This is a genomic window from Vibrio sp. 947, assembly GCF_033339115.1.
GTDB classification, from domain to species: Bacteria; Pseudomonadota; Gammaproteobacteria; order Enterobacterales; family Vibrionaceae; genus Vibrio; species Vibrio alginolyticus.
The window spans coordinates 1-14,277 of the sequence record NZ_JAWOTX010000040.1 but is presented as its reverse complement, the minus strand read 5'-3'; the positions used below and the strand labels follow the sequence as shown (position 1 = coordinate 14,277).

Annotated in this window: 14 protein-coding genes; 6 read left to right on the top strand and 8 right to left on the bottom strand. The window is 44.3% G+C overall.

Translation table 11 applies throughout. The annotated features are described in order from the left end of the window. Positions 1–58: 58 nt before the first annotated feature. The 7 genes from R7Q39_RS27710 to R7Q39_RS27680 all read right to left on the bottom strand — a co-directional run bounded on the left by R7Q39_RS27710 (position 59) and on the right by R7Q39_RS27680 (position 9,382). Positions 59–1,903 (bottom strand): ParB/RepB/Spo0J family partition protein, encoded by a 1,845-nt coding sequence (locus R7Q39_RS27710; RefSeq protein ID WP_225478192.1) that lies wholly within the window; start codon positions 1,901–1,903, stop codon positions 59–61. 179 nt (positions 1,904–2,082) lie between these two features. Beyond that, on the bottom strand, positions 2,083–2,490 hold the full coding sequence (locus tag R7Q39_RS27705; RefSeq protein WP_225478191.1) for a hypothetical protein: 408 nt from the start codon (positions 2,488–2,490) through the stop codon (positions 2,083–2,085). 2 nt (positions 2,491–2,492) lie between these two features. Then, positions 2,493–2,903 (bottom strand): hypothetical protein, encoded by a 411-nt coding sequence (locus R7Q39_RS27700; RefSeq protein WP_225478190.1) that lies wholly within the window; start codon positions 2,901–2,903, stop codon positions 2,493–2,495. 20 nt (positions 2,904–2,923) lie between these two features. Further along, positions 2,924–3,550, bottom strand: coding sequence for a phage repressor protein CI (locus R7Q39_RS27695; RefSeq protein WP_225478189.1), 627 nt, complete (start codon positions 3,548–3,550; stop codon positions 2,924–2,926). Beyond that, complete coding sequence (locus tag R7Q39_RS27690) at positions 3,537–3,773, bottom strand: hypothetical protein (RefSeq protein WP_225478188.1); 237 nt, start codon at positions 3,771–3,773, stop codon at positions 3,537–3,539. The genes R7Q39_RS27695 and R7Q39_RS27690 overlap by 14 nt, the downstream gene beginning before the upstream one ends. Before the next feature lie 10 nt (positions 3,774–3,783). Then, positions 3,784–4,194: a hypothetical protein gene (locus tag R7Q39_RS27685; RefSeq protein ID WP_225478187.1), complete on the bottom strand. Its 411-nt coding sequence runs from the start codon at positions 4,192–4,194 to the stop codon at positions 3,784–3,786. A gap of 115 nt (positions 4,195–4,309) precedes the next feature. Further along, positions 4,310–9,382, bottom strand: a complete 5,073-nt coding sequence (locus R7Q39_RS27680) for a DEAD/DEAH box helicase family protein (RefSeq protein WP_225478186.1) — start codon at positions 9,380–9,382, stop codon at positions 4,310–4,312. Positions 9,383–9,570: 188 nt separating this feature from the next. On the opposite strand from R7Q39_RS27680, the gene R7Q39_RS27675 reads away from it, so the two are divergent. The 4 genes from R7Q39_RS27675 to R7Q39_RS27660 all read left to right on the top strand — a co-directional run bounded on the left by R7Q39_RS27675 (position 9,571) and on the right by R7Q39_RS27660 (position 12,039). Further along, positions 9,571–9,705: a hypothetical protein gene (locus R7Q39_RS27675; RefSeq protein ID WP_258520379.1), complete on the top strand. Its 135-nt coding sequence runs from the start codon at positions 9,571–9,573 to the stop codon at positions 9,703–9,705. A gap of 132 nt (positions 9,706–9,837) precedes the next feature. Next, a complete protein-coding gene (locus R7Q39_RS27670; protein WP_225478185.1) occupies positions 9,838–10,242 on the top strand; it encodes a hypothetical protein in 405 nt (134 codons plus the stop codon). 378 nt (positions 10,243–10,620) lie between these two features. Continuing rightward, positions 10,621–11,013 (top strand): phage protein NinX family protein, encoded by a 393-nt coding sequence (locus R7Q39_RS27665; protein ID WP_225478184.1) that lies wholly within the window; start codon positions 10,621–10,623, stop codon positions 11,011–11,013. 42 nt (positions 11,014–11,055) lie between these two features. Beyond that, positions 11,056–12,039, top strand: a complete 984-nt coding sequence (locus R7Q39_RS27660) for a hypothetical protein (RefSeq protein WP_225478183.1) — start codon at positions 11,056–11,058, stop codon at positions 12,037–12,039. Positions 12,040–12,355: 316 nt separating this feature from the next. Here the strand turns inward: R7Q39_RS27660 and R7Q39_RS27655 are convergent, their stop codons facing one another. Continuing rightward, the gene (locus R7Q39_RS27655) at positions 12,356–12,934 is read right to left on the bottom strand and encodes a hypothetical protein (protein WP_225478182.1); all 579 of its coding nucleotides are present in this window, start codon (positions 12,932–12,934) and stop codon (positions 12,356–12,358) included. A 441-nt stretch (positions 12,935–13,375) separates the two neighbouring features. On the opposite strand from R7Q39_RS27655, the gene R7Q39_RS27650 reads away from it, so the two are divergent. After that, positions 13,376–13,861 (top strand): hypothetical protein, encoded by a 486-nt coding sequence (locus R7Q39_RS27650; protein ID WP_225478181.1) that lies wholly within the window; start codon positions 13,376–13,378, stop codon positions 13,859–13,861. After that, on the top strand, positions 13,861–14,169 hold the full coding sequence (locus tag R7Q39_RS27645; protein WP_053409862.1) for a hypothetical protein: 309 nt from the start codon (positions 13,861–13,863) through the stop codon (positions 14,167–14,169). The genes R7Q39_RS27650 and R7Q39_RS27645 overlap by 1 nt, the downstream gene beginning before the upstream one ends. The last annotated feature ends 108 nt before the right edge of the window (positions 14,170–14,277 follow it).

The window sequence follows — 14,277 nt, the reverse complement described above, 5'->3', positions numbered from 1 at the left end:
CGAGTTTGGTCATCGCGCAATAGGGTAAGTTTGGGGAGTGTTGCCACTCCCCGAATGGTTAACGAACTAAGGCAAGGTAGTCAGAGGGTGCGAAGTGTGACCAATCGAATTTGAAGCCCATAACACCGCTTACGATGTCATCCTTACGGTTTTTGAATAACAGAGAGAATGACGCTTCACCGTTGGCTGCTTCATAAGCCTTATCGAATCCTGCCTCAACACACATTTGGTTGATTTGCGCGATGTTATACATGCCAAGGCGTTCTTTAGTTGGTTTCCATGCTTCGATTGCGATGCTCTGACCTTTCGGGTTCTTGCCAAGAACATTAATCATCAAATCAGTGTTGGAATGTTTATCACCAACGGTTGCATGGTGAATGACCGCCTCTGCCATGTATTCTTGGATTTGTTGTAGGGTCAGATCCATAAATGCAAGCACACGGTCATTAAAGCGAGGCCAACGGTTCTTTTTAATCGCGTCAACAGGTGGCTCGTAACCGCTAACGTCACACAAGGCGGCTAGGGCAGTAGCCATACGAAATTGTGGGTCGGTAATTGCAACGCTTGCACTGGTTGCACGTAGAGACTTACGGTAATCCTCTAACACGGCTGCAGATGTTTTACGCTGAACTGGAGCGGTAGTAACGACAACTTCTTCTTGCTCAACGGTGACTTTCTTTTCTACTGTCGGTTGGTCAGCCACATCAACATTTGAAGATTCTGCCTGTTGTTCCTGGGCGGCAACTTTCTCTTTCTCTTTCGCTTCACGCGCTTCTTTCTGCTTACGTGCTTTCTCTGCCTTTGCTTCTTTCAAAGCACTTACACATGAATTGAAACAATCAGTATCAATACACTGATCTTGAGTGTATTCACCCCATTTCATCGGGCGGTCATCGACTACCGTACATTTGCTTTCACAACCCATGCATCCGTTAGTGAATTGCTTCTTACCTACCGCTTCCTCAGTCACTGTACGGCGGTCAGATTCTGGTTTGGCTTCCCAAGCAATGACACGACCATACTTTTCTTCCAGTTCAGCTGTGCGCTCGTTGTGTACCCACGCCTGAGCTTTTTCAATAAAGCATGAGGCTTTACTACATTTTGCATCGGTATCGCCGTTGCCAAGTAGGTCTAGCTGTTCCCCTGTGTTGTGGATACAGCTGTCACATGGTTTGGTGTCGAAAGGAGCCTTAGCTAAAGGGATCTGGCGCTGAGAGGCGCGTAGTTTCAGATTTTTTACCGTGTACTCGGTTGGGTTAGCCAAAATTGCAGCAAGTGTTTTCTCCTGCGTTTCAGCATCAAATGTACTCAGGATCAGTGCGTGACCGAGAGTAAACTTGTTACTAGGATCGGCTAAGTGGTCCAAAACGTTATCAGTAAGGCGTTTTAGTTGCAGACGTTCGCGGAATGTCTTTTCTGACAGGCCGAGAGCCACAGCAGCCGTAGCGTAATCACCATCATGGTAAGACAGGTAGTTTTGGGCCAAATCAGCTTCATCAACGATCGTGATATTTTCGCGGTCGTGGTTTTCAGCAAACATCACCGCCAGTGCTTCACGGTCTGAATATTGGTTGACTACAACTGGCACAGATTCAAGGTCAAAACGTAATGACATGTCACGGCGACCATAACCGGCACACAACTCTAAACGGTGTGGGTTATCAACATGTGGACGAACAGACAGGGACTGAATAACACCGTTAGCACGGATACTCTCTGCGAAGTCATCGCTACGCTCTTTCTTACGGCGTTTGTTGCCACCAATGGTCAAGTCATCGATCAGCTTTGGTGATACACGTATAGGCGTACCAGACTCTAAAGCGGTGAAGTCGAACTCTTGGCCCTCACGGACAACAACAGGAAGGTATAGCTGTTCAGTTTGTTTTACTTGCTCGGTTTGCATGATGATAGTTCCACATAATTGAATTGTGAGAGTGGTTAGCTCTCTTGGTTACTTTTCAATTTTCTTATGGGCCGTTCAACGCGCAAGTACCTAATTAATAGGTTTTGGAAACTTTTAAAAGGGGAGTGGTGGAGAGAACTCTCTGCAAGTGGTCTACAGGCAGAGAGTATGAAATAGGGCTATAACGAAAGCTCAATGGTATCGAGGAAACGTTGTCTATCATCGAAAGAGAGACAGGCTGATAAGCTACGTTCAGACCACGGAGTGTCGGGGTTTGCAGCAGATATGGTGAATTGAATGCATTCCTCAAAGGGGTCGCCATACGTATCACGGTCAATGCTCAACACCGAGTATTCATAACAGAAACCTCTATTTAATTTTTCGCGGTAATTCTTTAAGGTTGGGAGCATCGCTTTTAACTGGTCGAGTTCTTCAAGTGAGTTGATTTCAAATGATGCTGCTCCAGAGTCTGAGCCGTTAAGGGTTACCAAAGCACCATTGTTAATACGCTCCACCGTAATTTCTGTTTCAGACCGACGATGTTCAAATGTCGTTTTTACGGCTGTCGGGTTGAATGAGATTTTCATGGTTAAACCTCTTGTTGTGCTTTGCACACGTTCCAGTTGGTCAGAGCTTTCCCAATGGCAACGATCATGTCTCCTGACAATTGTTCGGTACGTTTGGGGAACCAAGCGTATTTATCAGCATCGAGGGTCGCAAATACACCGAAATTGATGTTATTGATTTCAACTTGTACCAGACCCTGACGATCTTCATTTAAGCTAACTTCCACGGATGCAGTGTCATTCTCTGGTAACATGTCGTCTGTGAGTGAACTTAAAGCCACCAATTCGTCACGATATTCTTGACCAACCTGGATCAAACTGCCTTCAAATTGTCGACCTGAAATGATGAACTGGCGGTCGAAGTACTGCCCTACAACTGGTGACCAATAGACGGCGTTTTCGGGCGCGTTTGCCAAAATTTGTTGTGCATTCATGTGGTGAATCCTTCTAATAATTATCGTTTTTTCATTGCCATTTTGACTTTGCCGGCAATCAACAGATCAGCTAAGTTCAAATCGCGGTTACTAGTTGAGAATTGGACTTCAACCCAGTTGTTCGGTAGCCGTTGAAGCTCGTAAATACCGAACACACCATCTATGGCTACAAGGTATCGCCCTGAACTTGGTAATGACTCTTGGCGGTCGATAAACAGGGTTTCATCATCATGGTCAACGATCGTGAGATGTTCACGGTTTAACCCGAAGAAATCTAATGTTCCTTTACCTAATGTCATTGTTCTACAGACAGACAAATCACCATTTCTAATCATGTGAACAACATTGCTTTCTGGCTGTTCATCACTTACAGGAAGGTTGGCAGCTTGCTTCCCGTTAGGGAATGGTTCGCCTATACCAAACGCAAGATATTGGATAGATGCACCAGTTAATAGGTGAACAAGGATCATTGCCTCATGGTTAATTCTGTTTTTCTGCTTCCACGTGGCGATTGTCGATTTCGGTTTACCTAAGATTATTGCTAACTCACCATCTCTTTTTTCACCAGTGGCGACTTTCAATCGGTTTATAAACGCTTTAGCGTCACCGTAATCTGGCATTGGGACAGTTGGGCTATCGGCTTTCATCGCCACCTCGCAATTCAGTTTTTACCGCGTCTTGGTTAATCTTCTCGCCGCAATTCATACAGTATTTGGCAAACTTGAATTCTGGCGGTGGTGTTACAACGTGGGTTCTGTTCTTCTCGTTGAAATCTTCAACCTGGGCTGACCACTCACGGTACTGTGTCGCAACATCGCCAAGTACTATGAACTTACCGCCCACAGAGGCAACTACGTGATTACATTCCATTATCGGTGCCTCAAATGCCGTACTGAGCGACAAGCTTATGAGCCGACCCTTGATAGATGCGGTCGAGTTCTCCTTGTGCGCTTAAGCCACTCTCAATGATAGAGGTCTTAATCTCGGCCTTACACACACAAGCAACGCTTGGTGATTGGTGATGGATGATGTACGCATCCGTTTTACGTGGGTGACCCTTTTGAAGAAGATAAGGGGTAGACAACTGCACTTTACGGTTTTCAGTGATCAGACCGATTACCTCTGCATCCTCAATAGAAAACATGTGTTGTTGAATAACAGGCAGTTTATCAACTGAAATACAAGAAACTGGCATGTACTCAGTGACAGGGGTTAGAACAAGCTCGCCATACTCATTGGCATAAGTAATTGGAGCTATAAGGTCAGTTGTTTGTGCTTTTGAATTCGTCATTTGAGTTACGCCTCTAACTAAGATTCTTCAACCTTAAGCGAGAGTAGTAATCGCGCAATACCATTACAGGTAGAGAAAAGGCGTAATAACAAAAATTTGTTACTACGCCATAATTTTAAGCTGCGGCTAGAGTTTCCTCATTTTGTGTCATAAGTTCATGCTTAACCTCGGCTAATCGTTTCTTAGCGTCAATCAAGTTCTGTAGACCGTCAAACTCTCGCCCAATCTGTGACTGTGCCGTTTTTAGGTTAACGCGGATTTCTTCTAAGTAGCTTTCTTGGTTTTTAAGCGTTTTGTCTAAGTCTTTAAGCTGATTAATCACTGTATAAAGGATCGATGTTCCACTTGTTTTAGCGCCACCGGATAGGATAACGGAATACTCGTTATCACCCTCGATATAAACGGCGTGGCTACCGTAATTCACGCCAAACCTAACAGCAAAGCCGCAATAGTACATAACAGGTTTGTAACTGGTTTTATTAGCTTTAGACCAGTGTTGTAACTCAGCTTCTAACAGCTCCGCAGCTGTAGCGAATTTATCAACGTCATAGCCTGACACTACGGCCTCAAACTCACCTTTTGGCAATGCGTTCGCTTCATACTTTGCCATGTCGCTTTTAATGTCATGAATCAATTTTGCCTGTGCTTTTTCACGGCTTAGGTAACGTTTAATACCGTCCTCGTATTGGTGCTGCTGTTGCTGGTGGCGTTTGTGTTGCACCGACAGTTTAGTGATCTCTTTGGACAATTGAAGATGTTCAAGCACTAGAGGGTTACCTGAGATCTCCGCTTTAATCTCAGCAAACGTGATGCTGTCTGCTGATAGGGCGTTCATTGTACGTAGGTTAGTTTCACCAGCGCGGAATGCTTCAATCCAGTTCGCCTTTGTTTCCAGCGTTTGATATAGGAAGCTATCAAGGCTGTTACGGGTCGCGTAATAAATTACATTAACACCTTCAAAATTAGCTGGGTCGGCTTCATACAGGTGGTTGCCTTGGCGCTCTAATCGACCTGTGCGTTGCTCCATGTCAGACGGTTTGTAGCATGGATCTAAATGGTGCACTGCTACACCTAAGTTGTTGATATTACAACCAGTTCCCATTAACTGAGTGGATGCTAGCACAACGCGTTTTACACCGTTATTGATCTGCAAGTAAAGCTCTGCCTTAGCCTTTGGTGTTTTGTACTCCTGAGCAAAAGCGATCTCATGTTCAGGGATGCCAAGCGCAATTAGCTGTTGCTTAATATCGTCATAGACTGAATAGCTAGATTCAGCCGCCATGATTTGGTCATGACCGATTGTTTCTAATTCTCTCTGTGCTGCTTCGTCGCCAGTGTTCGCATCTTTCATTAGCTGGCGAATTTTGGCGCGTAACTTTTCTTTACCTTTATTCGGAGTCGACAGGTCACAAAAAATTAGTTGTGTGCCTTTTACCGCGTCATATTGACGGTAAATCTCCGCGACTTTGTTTGCACATGCTGTTGCTTTTGAGTTCTCATTTTCGGCTTTGCTCGGGTCAAGTACTCGCAAATCCAGTGACGCGCATCGTGCGTGATACATCAACAGCAACATATTGTCGTTATCGATTGGAGAGCTTTTGAAGTCCTTAGCTCTTTCAACTAGCGAATCGATGAATTCTTTTTGTTGATCTGATGGGTCTACAAAGATTGTCTGCGGCTTTCCTCCGACTACTGGCGGTATCATGTTATAGCCACCAGCTAATTTAGGTAGGTAGTCGTTAAGCTGTTTCTTAGTAACGGTTTCCGCAATACAGCCATAAATAGCCTGCAGCTCTGGCAAGTTATTGAATGAGCGTAGGCGTGACACTGGTTTGAAGTTGATACCTGTCGCGTCGATCTCAAATTCGCTGCTGGTGGTTGTGTACAAGTCAGCCCATGAATCCAACCAGTGCAAATTAGCTTGTTTCAGCTCGTCGTAGGCTAGGTATTTCTGAATGCTCCAAAGCTCGATAATGCTATTTGAGATCGGTGTACCAGTACTAAATACAACGCCTGCATGGTCGTTATTTTCGTTTAAGTGACGGATTTTACAAAACATATCCCAAGCGCGCTGGCTACCGTCAGGGTTACCAATGCCGCGAACATTTGACAGTGCAACCGTCGAGAACGATAAATTTTTATAGCTGTGTGCTTCATCCGCAAGAATTGAATCAAAACCCAGTTCAGCGAAGTCTAAATACTCGTCTTTCGCTTCACGGTTGGTCAGTGATTCCAGTTTGAATTCAAGGTTTTTCAGTTTGGTTTCAAGCTTCTTAACAGAGAAACGAGCGCTTAGAACTTCGATAGCGCGGCGAGTCTCCCAAATTTCATCATGGATGATCTGAGATTCGGCTTCTTTCGGTAATGCAATAGCTTTAAAGGTCGACTCAGGGATCAGTACAATCTTTGCACCTGTCTTGATTCGGTTAAGTGTCTCGCGGCGCTTTTGTGCGCTCATATCTTCCGGTGACAGTACTAGTAGCTTTTCAGTAGGGTATAAAGTCAGCCATTCTACAGCGATTGCTTCAACCAAATGGTTAGGTAATACAACAGCTGTACGCTCTTTAAGGCCTAATCGGTGCCACGTGTTACAAATAGCAGCTAGTGCGTAAGTTTTGCCTGAACCTACCGACATATCCATGAGAAAAGAACCTTGCGCCAGTGCGCGGCGTACACATGTTTTCTGGTGTGCACGTAAAGAAATACTGCTATTCATGTTCGGGAATACAAGCATTTCACCGCTGTATTTAGGTTTCACATAGCGGTTAAATTTCTCGTTATATAAGCTTTCAAGTTCAGCGCGGCGTTTGTCACATGACCAAATCCAATCCTCGAATCGAGTTGTGATTTCTGTTGCTATTGACTCAACTTGAACGGTCGCTTCTCGGTCAATGAACGTACCGTGTGTGTTAGTACGACGCACAATTAGGTCACGGCCTGCCATCATACGAGAAATGATTTTTGTCGCTGGGTAGCCATCGATGCCGAATTGTTGAGTATTGATAACACTCGGCACGCCTGTAGCTTTAACGAACCATTGACCTAAAACGTGTTCAGCATCGACACTACAGCTCAACAGTTGGCTAATGAAGTCTTTCACTACGCTAATAGGTAGCCAACCCGCGTTAAGTTCGACATTAATGTCTACAGCTGGGACGTCTGCAGGCTGTATAGCTTTTAGAGCCTCGTAGTTAGGCAGTAACGAAGAGTTACCGTTTACTAAAGCACTGACAAGCTCAAACTTGCTCTTTACATCGCCTGACAGGTAGGTTTCTGCAAATTCATATTGGCCGTTTTTCGGGTCAAGAAAGATTAGGTTACCTACGAGTTCACGCTTAGTCTGCTCGATTGATTGACCGCAAAGCGCAGCAATACGCGGAATATCAATAGTGTGGCTGTCATTCCAACACACCCACAATGCGTCAGTGCTGGTGTCTGCAGAAGTTGGAGCAACCCACGGCTTGATGATACGACGGCTAAAAATCTCTGCTTTGTCGGCGTGAGGTTTTTCTGCTGGTACGTTTAGGCGTTTAGCTTGCTCACGAGTCACACCGCGATTGAAATTAGACTCAAGGCTAGCCAGATTCGCATAGAAAGGGTCTTTGCCGAAAGCGCGGCGGTTGGCGCTTTCCTGAATGAAGCCATGTTGACGCACAAAGGCATCGTAACGGACGTTAAGTTCTTGACGGGCTGTTTCAATAGCCAGTTCGTGACCATCTGTGCGCTCTAGCTCAAGTAACTGAGCCATAGACTGTTTTACTGCAATCATAGAAGCGATACGGGCAGCGCGTTTGCCTGTGATCTCCTGACATACGTCAAACGTCATGTTGCCGTGTTCGTCGTCCTGCTTTCGAATTGCTACTTTGTCATCTTCGGTTAGCGCAAAGCCGCCAAAGTCGATATAGGCATTGTCTGAGACTAGGCCAGCCATAGGCGCTAAGAATTCGTCATCATCACTTTCTGAGGTCTGAGTCGATTCAAAGTAAATATCTTTCGGGAAATGAGCGGCAAAAGCTCTTTGTACATCGCCAACAATATCTTTGGACTCTGACACGCACTGGATCTGCTTACCCTGAATGCCTGGCTGTGCTTCCATGACACCGAGAATTGCATCTGGATTTGCCACGTAGTGGTTGTTTAGGTAGTACGATTCGCCTGTAGGTAAAGTTTGCTCGAAAGCATGAACCCAATCAGCCGTCGCCGCAGATGCGGAGTTAGAACGTTGCAGTAATAGGACGTCAACCGAAGCGTTAGCGCCGCTGTGCTCTTGAAACACACTTTTAGGTAGTCGAATAGCACCGCGTAGCTCGGCAAGGTTAGCGACGATTTCACGAGCCTTAGTGCTCTTGGAGTCAAGGAACGAGGTAGACACGATAGCGACCATCAGGCCACCCATGCGTAAAATTTTTGCACCTTTAGTCATAAAATAGTTGTGAAGAGTCAGACCGTTAAGCTGTGAGTCCAGCTTATCAATCACTTTAGCACTACCAAAAGGGGGGTTCTGGATAACTAGATCTTGATTCGCTTTGATGTTCAGTTCTTCAAAACCCTTATTACCATATACGGTTGCATTCGGGTAAAGGTGTTCTAGTGCCTCTGCAGTCACGCTATCAAGCTCACACAGCGTAACTTTTGAGTTTTCAAACATATCGGCAGACATAGGAGCTATAAGACCACCCATACCCGCTGCAGGATCGCAAATTCGGCCACCAGCATTAAAGCCGGCATTAGCTAACATCGTGTAGATGCCACGCGTCAAATATAAAGGCGTGTAAAATGCCGATAGGGTAGATGTGCGCGCACTGTAGTACTCACTTTCGGTGAGCATGTCTTTTAGCTGCTGGCGCTTTGATTCGGTCTTTGTGTTCTTCTCGTCAAAGATAGAACTCAGAGCGCCCCAACCAACGTATTTGGCTAGCTTCTCTTGCTCTAAGCGAGTAGCACTGCTGTTACGACCACGGAGAGCTTTAAGAACACGTATAGCCGTTACATTAGCTTTAAATCGCTGCGCGTCTGTCGATGCTACATTCAGAGCGTTTGATATAAGGAAATCACGGGCAGCCGCCATTATAAGATCACGTTTTTTTGTATTGTTGTGCTTTTCGGTAAATGACTGCAATTCTTGGTTGGTACCGAAGAATAGGCCCATTTGACCTGATTCATAAGTGATAGTTTGAACGTCTGACATGATCTGTTGCCCTTAATATGTTGCTTGTCTGAAAGTTACCTTTCTATAAAACCACCGATCACCATTCCCGCAAATAGTAGAGCTCTACTACTACATTTTCAAAATTAGAAGTTTTTAAAACTACGTAGATGATAAAATGACACCATTAATCGGAATGCATAATCACCAATAAGGCAGCAACTTAAGGTATGGCAACTACAGAGAGCGTTAGAGAATTAGAGTTCGTGTTTAGCGATGATAAGCAGGGCGCTTTGGCTGAAACCCCATTTGGACAGTATGAAATCTTCATGGGTCAGTCCGGTTCTTGGTGTGCAGAGTTTTAGTTTGGTAATGCCTACAGAATCTTATCTAGAAAGCTCGGTGTGACTTGTGAGCAGGCAGTATTGATGTGCCAAGAAGATTTCAAAACACGGGTGCATGCCTGTCTAACAGAAAATGAAAAGTAGAGAGATTGAATGAGTTATAGAGTTGCACATAAAAGAAAGGTTAACGCGAAGAAATTCGGTAGGGTTCTAGTCCGTTATACAATGGCAATAGCTGGTACTCCTTTCACTTTTCCAGCTAAACCCGGATCGGCGAAAAATACAATCCATCAATTTGTCGTCGGTGTTGCTTCTCAGTCTGGTCGCGGCAGATCTATTATTTCAATGATGCAAGAACTAGATAAAAAGACGGTGGTAACCGACTTCAAACTTTTTAAACGAAAATGGGTAATTGATGAAAAAGATAGTAAGTTTTCTAGCAAGTATTTCATTTGGCCTTGCGGTATCTGCTCCATTTTTTGTCAATTATGTGCCTGCGTATGTACTGGCTATCATGGTAGGGCTTCCTTGGGTTGCATTCATACTGCAGTTGCGTGACAAGGAGAAAACTAAGGTTGTTGACTGACGCGAAAGAATGTTTTTTTCGATTGTACGAAGGTAAGCAGACAGATGAAATCCTTCATTTGGGAGCGTTGCAATTTATTCATTGGGTAAACGCCTTAAGCTTTAATGAGCGGTTAGTTTTCTCTATCTTGTCTATGCTGATTTTAACTGCCGGGTGTAAGTTGAGTTTGAGGCTTGTTCGTCAATCACTTAACGTTGGACGCTAGTGGCAAAGATTTTAAACTCCGAAAAAAGAATCCGAACCTGGATAGAGAGGGCGATAACGCTGTTGCGCGATCGGAGGCTTGAATTAACCTAAATTACATTGAAGTGATAGTGATGGTCGCTATCCAGTCGTAGTAAGGAAGATTCATGTCCCGCGTTAACGTTTCAACTTTAGAAGGTGCTGTTCTTGATTGGGCGGTAGCGAAATGCCAAAACCTTCCAATTAAGCATGACCCTATGGGCTTTGGTTCTGGCTCAGAGGCTGGGTTTTGGGTGTGGGATGATGACCCTAAAGGTTATATTACAAAAATCGGTCGTGGCTACAGTCCTTCCACTAACTGGCAGTTGGGCGGTCCAATCGCTGATGCACAAAACATTAGCCTCATTTCTCCAAGTGATGGCTCAACAACCTGCTCGGCGTATGTGAAGGGCGGTGAATGTACACAAAACGGAAACACGTTATTAATTGCTGCTATGCGCGCTTACGTATGTAGTGTGCTTGGCGAAAACATTGATCTACCAGAGAAGTCTTTCGATTAAACCCTCTGTAGACCATACACAGTAAAACTTAGGTAAAAACGAATGCAGTCAACCGCAGAGTTTCGGAACATTACTAAACTCCCCAAAGGGGAGGGATTTCAATTGAAATTCAAGGCTAATGGAAAAGATTTCCAACCATACGCCGCGAACATTAGTGAAGCTATCTCTAAACGTAATGACTACTATCTGGATAACAATTATCGACCAGCCAGATTGTACAAGAAGTTCTATACATTGGATTGTCTAGCACCCAACGTTGGTATAGAAACCAAATCTGGTAACCCATTTCATCGCTGGCAGGTTCATTCACGAACCCTTGAAACGAGTACATATAGCCCGAAGTCATTCAATGACCATGATGCTGCCGTGGAGTTTACGACTAAATGGATTGCGTCACATAACGCTATTGCTGCGGTTTACAATGGCCGTCGTGAAGAAATGTTTTTGCAGTGGATTGAGCAGGAAGCAAAGCACGGGACACCATATATTGAGGTCGAATTTGACGCAGAGTTATGGCGCCGTTCAGCTCGGTTACTGTTTGGCACCAACATACCTGAATACTTTGTAGAAGATAATGAGCGCTCTCCAATATGGGTTCCCAACACTCAACACGTTTTTACTGCAAAGGAAATGGGTTACGGAAAGGGCAAAGAATCAAATTTCCGATCAAAGAAGATTGCTACTGGTTTCACAGCTGCAGTAGGCAAATTTAATAATGGGTATGGGGCCTACTTTAGACCTGGTTTTGCTGTCTCAGGCGGAACTACAGGATACAACTGGAAGTTTTTTCGAATAACTGAACAAAAACCTTTTTTAAAGGCTTATCTTGAAGCGGTAGATTACTACGTGTTTATACACGCGTTAAGCAAGAAAGAAAAAGAACAGTTGTACTCAAAGTGTCCACCTCGAGATATTTTTTATCTCGACTATAAGCGTCGGTATGATCAGGGAGAAGATATTTCAATTATCGAAATTCTTGATATGTTGGATCTGGATGATTTCAATCTCAACAATATCAAACCGTGAGAAGTTACCCTTAAAATATACACTTTAAGAACTCTGGTCGCACGATCCTGCTATCGTAGAACAATATCGATGCCTCTTTGCAGCAACTGCAATACATTCGATACTGAGCACCCGAAGTGTTAATAGTGGCTTCCTTGCTGCTACACTTCGGGCATGCTGATGGCAACTGGATAAATTCATCGCATGCCATGCAAAGACAAGAGTATTTTCCTCTACCTTTTTTATCCCTACCCATAACTTGGCCGACCAAATCTGCCTTGCTGTTACATGACGGGCAGTTGATTAGTGCTTGGTATTGCTGTGTTTGAGTCATAACTTATTTCTTGCTTACCAAAGAAAATGCAAATACGAAAAATGCCAAACTTCCTGCCAGTAAAATACAAATAGAATACGTAATCGATAACGAGAGAAGACCCGAAGCTAGGTGGTCGAGTAAAGATTCCCATGCCTGGTCGGAAATGAAACGAACGCAACCGAGTACGAGCAGTAATAGTAATGCCCCTTTAACAGAACCGCGCAGGTCTGCCGGGGAAGGTGACATATGCAAAGCGATGGCCGCGGTTAAATACATCCAAATGGCAAATTTGCCCGGACTGCCTTGAGCTATCACCCAAAGAACCGAGCTCAGCTTTAGCACTGCATCATAAAGGGCGGTTACAAATGTGGTAAACCCAGATGTGTGACGGAACGGGGCGCTTAACGAGTCAATGACATCAATAACGTTTTCACCGTATGGCAGAAACGAGCAGGTTAAAATGTAGATCGCCGCAGTACCACCGAACAGGGGAGCTATACCTATGAAAAAGTTGCCGATCTGCTGCCAGAGGTTCGCGGGGTTGTATGAGTGAGTCACGTAGCCTAATGTTCCAGCGCCATCAGGCTTGAATAGCGCCACCTCGTTTATCTTATGGAAAAATGGGAGGCAGATAAGAGCGTGCGATATTTCATGTACAGGGGTACCTACGATCGCGCTAAGGTATATACTTTTCCCTCCAAATTGTCGCGCAGCTAAGCCGCAAGTCAGCCTTTGAAGTAAGTATAGGGTCACAACGAACGCGAGGAATAACCCGGAAGTCGATAGTAGCGTTGTTAGTGTATCGATAAAAAACGATGTGACTGTATTAGGCATTCAGTAAGGTCCGATTGATTGCATTTTAAACGTTCAGTTTTGAAGTCGTGGTATCTTATCAAAATTCGCTTGAGGATATTTTCTTTTTAAGCACACTAAACGACATATTAATAAGCCTTGTACGAGAAATACACAGACATTGCCCGAGAAAAGCGCACCTGGATAGCCGTACAAGCAAACAACTAGCTAATAAGATAAAGGGATGTAATGACCTATCTGACGACATTGAATGAAGACGATATAGAACTAGCCGAGCGTACTGCAGCCTCTTTACGACGGATGCAGATCTTTTTTAATGAAAATAATATTGGACCGGAACTTGGCAATGAATTGTTCTCAGCTTTTGTGAAGTTTACGTTTGATGGTAACGCGTCTTTTGGCCACAGTGCGGAAGACTCTTGCAGAATTGAGCGAGAAGACCCGCTACTTAAACAATGGATGGCCGAAGTTCAGCATATCATTGACTATATCCGTCTGCAGAATGCCGGCACTATTTCCAGCATGTATGCACATGAAGAATCTGATCATTCAAACAACCCAATGTTGAAAGGCGCGTTCCTTGATGTCCTGTTGGATGCAGGCACGAAGGACGAAAATCCGGTGGAAGGAACTGTAGCGGTATTGACATGTTTGTGTGTAAACCACATCAAGAATGCTCAACATGCTCCAACTGGTGGCCAGGCGTTTCACTGATGTCAGAACAAGTACAAATAAAAGTTCAAATGTTAGCAGCTACCTTGAACGAAGTGGCAAATGAACTAATCGCAGAATGTAATTTTGATTGGAGTCTACTTACTGTTGAAGGCAAATCAGTTTGTGGAATGATGGTAAGCAATGCGTATTTGCTCGTAAACGGAGCTAAAAAAACTTTATTGGTTACGCCCGAAATGGGTAATCGTATTCGTGATTGTAGTAATAGCCTCAGCGTTCTCGATGAACGTATAGAATCTTATTTATTTACAGTGAACAGCAATGGTGAGTACGAATTTGAAATGCATTAACATCTGTTGATAAAGCTGACTACGTTACTTGAGAAGTGGCCCCCAATTTTCGGACATGACTTTAAGTGGTCGATCTGTTTTGATAGTACCCAACAATACAGGGACAGA

Coding starts and splice junctions, on each gene's coding strand:
- R7Q39_RS27700 (WP_225478190.1), bottom strand. CDS start 2,903: ATGAATGCACAACAAATTTTGGCAAACGCGCCCGAAAACGCCGTCTAT.
- R7Q39_RS27710 (WP_225478192.1), bottom strand. CDS start 1,903: ATGCAAACCGAGCAAGTAAAACAAACTGAACAGCTATACCTTCCTGTT.
- R7Q39_RS27670 (WP_225478185.1), top strand. CDS start 9,838: ATGAGTTATAGAGTTGCACATAAAAGAAAGGTTAACGCGAAGAAATTC.
- R7Q39_RS27650 (WP_225478181.1), top strand. CDS start 13,376: ATGACCTATCTGACGACATTGAATGAAGACGATATAGAACTAGCCGAG.
- R7Q39_RS27705 (WP_225478191.1), bottom strand. CDS start 2,490: ATGAAAATCTCATTCAACCCGACAGCCGTAAAAACGACATTTGAACAT.
- R7Q39_RS27690 (WP_225478188.1), bottom strand. CDS start 3,773: ATGGAATGTAATCACGTAGTTGCCTCTGTGGGCGGTAAGTTCATAGTA.
- R7Q39_RS27680 (WP_225478186.1), bottom strand. CDS start 9,382: ATGTCAGACGTTCAAACTATCACTTATGAATCAGGTCAAATGGGCCTA.
- R7Q39_RS27695 (WP_225478189.1), bottom strand. CDS start 3,550: ATGAAAGCCGATAGCCCAACTGTCCCAATGCCAGATTACGGTGACGCT.
- R7Q39_RS27665 (WP_225478184.1), top strand. CDS start 10,621: ATGTCCCGCGTTAACGTTTCAACTTTAGAAGGTGCTGTTCTTGATTGG.
- R7Q39_RS27675 (WP_258520379.1), top strand. CDS start 9,571: ATGGCAACTACAGAGAGCGTTAGAGAATTAGAGTTCGTGTTTAGCGAT.
- R7Q39_RS27660 (WP_225478183.1), top strand. CDS start 11,056: ATGCAGTCAACCGCAGAGTTTCGGAACATTACTAAACTCCCCAAAGGG.
- R7Q39_RS27685 (WP_225478187.1), bottom strand. CDS start 4,194: ATGACGAATTCAAAAGCACAAACAACTGACCTTATAGCTCCAATTACT.
- R7Q39_RS27645 (WP_053409862.1), top strand. CDS start 13,861: ATGTCAGAACAAGTACAAATAAAAGTTCAAATGTTAGCAGCTACCTTG.